This is a genomic window from Streptomyces sp. NPDC093801 (assembly GCF_040701585.1).
In the GTDB taxonomy this organism is placed as follows: Bacteria; Actinomycetota; Actinomycetes; order Streptomycetales; family Streptomycetaceae; genus Streptomyces.
In genome coordinates this window covers 1-1863 of the sequence record NZ_JBFBDP010000114.1, presented here as the reverse complement: position 1 = coordinate 1863, position 1863 = coordinate 1, and the positions used below count along the sequence as shown (strand labels likewise).

The window sequence follows — 1863 nt, the reverse complement described above, 5'->3', positions numbered from 1 at the left end:
CACCTCGAAGCGTGGAGAACGGCCGCCTCCGCCGTCCCGGGAAGAACCGCAGATCAGCAGGTTGAGTGACGTGCGAGGTTAAACGCCAAGCTCAGAGGCTGTTGTCTTTCCGAGTTTGATGACGGCGCTTTCGCTGGTCAGGGGTAGTGGTGGCGTCCGTGTGGGAGTGATGGATCGTTGTTTCGTCGCTCTCGTGGAGGTCGCGGATGCCGTCGGTTGTCGGACTGCTGGAACAGCACGAGCTTGCCGCCCGTCGGCGTGTGGACGGGCTGCGCGAGGAAGCCGACCGGATCCAGGCCGAGCTCGCGGCGGCCGAGCAGGAGTGGCTGGAGTGGACGATCGCCCGTGAGCGTGTGGGTGCCGTGCTGTCCGCGCCGGGCGGGTGTCCGGCCGACGCGGTGGCCGCCGAACGACCGGGCGGTGCTGGGACGGAAGCCGGGGTGCAGGCGTCCGTGCCGGTGGCGGCGAAGGCGAAGTCGCAGGTTCCGGTGTGGCGCGAGGGGCTGGCCGTGACGGCATTGTCGGCGGACTATCAGCGCATCCTGGCCGCGCTCGCGGACCGGGTCCGTGTCGGTCAGGGCCCGCTGACCTGCCAGGAGATGGCCTCCGCCTTCGGCATGGAGACGGTGCCGGCCAAGGTGGAGGCCCTGCGGTCGAAGGCGAAACGCCTGGTCGCGCGGGGCTGGATGGCCGAACCTGCACCGGGCCGGTTCACGCTCGCGCGGAGCGTGAGCGGGTCAGGCGGCGGGTCATGACCATGGTCATCGACCAGTAGATCACCGCCTCGGCGCTGGTGGTGCGGCGTTCGAAGTCGCGCGCCAGGCGGCGGCTTCGCATCAGGTGGGCGAAGAGCCGCTCGACGATCCACCGCTTGGGCAGCACCACGAAGCCGCGCCTGTCGTCGCTGCGCTTGACGATCGCCAGGACCAGGGCGAGCGTGGCCAGGCAGTGCTCGACGAGGCTGCCGGTGTAGCCGCCGTCGGCCCAGACGAGTTCCAGCCGGTGGTGGGCATCGGCTGCCCGCTCAAGCAGCACCTTCGCGGCGGCGCGGTCGCCGATGTCCGCGCTCGTGACCATCACGCCCAACAGCAGGCCGAGGGTGTCGACCACGACATGCCGCTTGCGCCCGTTGATCAGCTTCCCGCCGTCGAAGCCGCGGCTGTCGGCGCCGACCACGGCGTCCGCCTTGACCGACTGCGAGTCGATCACGCCGGCCGTCGGCTCCGCATCCCGACCCGCCTCCTGGCGGACCCGGCCACGCAGCCGGTCATGAAACTCCTGGACCAGCACGTGGTCGCGCCAGCGGCGGAAGAACGCATAGACCCGGTCCCACGGCGGGAAGTCGCCGGGCATCGCCCGCCACTTGATCCCGTTGTCCACGAGATAGCGGATCGCGTCCAGTATCGCCCGGTGGCAGTACGCCTCCGGCTGCCCGCCGCGGCCGCGCATCCAGCCCGGCACCGGCAACAGCGGCCGGACCACGGCCCACTCCGCGTCCGTCATGTCCGAGGGATACCGCCGAACACGCTCCGGATGATCGGCCGCATTCCCGAACCTGTGAGCGACACAATCACACGACGGTGCAGCCGAGTTGAACTTCACCGGGGCGAGCACGTACAACTGCGGCAACAGGGTCTCCAGGATCTCGGTTGGCTTCGCAACCCCGAGCTACCAAGAGGCCCTGCCTTCATGCCCGCGGCCAGCCGCGATCACCCGATCGAGACTCCCGTTCGATGCCCACCCCTCAAGATCGGAACGACAACAGCTACTCAGCTTGGCGTTTAACCTCGCACGTCACTCAACCTGCTGATCTGCGGTTCTTCCCGGGACGGCGGAGGCGGCCGTTCTCCACGCTTCGAGGTG

The 1863-nt window shown here is 69.1% G+C and carries 2 protein-coding genes; one reads left to right on the top strand and one right to left on the bottom strand.

The window, feature by feature from the left end:
• The first annotated feature begins 206 nt into the window (after window positions 1–206).
• Window positions 207–755, top strand: a complete 549-nt coding sequence (locus AB0469_RS41130) for a hypothetical protein (RefSeq protein ID WP_366456732.1) — start codon at window positions 207–209, stop codon at window positions 753–755.
• Here AB0469_RS41130 and AB0469_RS41125 read toward each other — a convergent pair.
• Entirely contained in the window at window positions 712–1503 is a 792-nt protein-coding gene (locus AB0469_RS41125; RefSeq protein WP_366456731.1) for an IS5 family transposase, read from the bottom strand. The two genes, AB0469_RS41130 and AB0469_RS41125, sit on opposite strands and share 44 nt — an antisense overlap.
• Window positions 1504–1863: the final 360 nt, after the last annotated feature.

What these genes read in the sequence shown, in the direction of transcription:
- AB0469_RS41130 (WP_366456732.1), top strand. Translation starts at nt 207, where the DNA reads ATGCCGTCGGTTGTCGGACTGCTGGAACAGCACGAGCTTGCCGCCCGT.
- AB0469_RS41125 (WP_366456731.1), bottom strand. Translation starts at nt 1,503, where the DNA reads ATGACGGACGCGGAGTGGGCCGTGGTCCGGCCGCTGTTGCCGGTGCCG.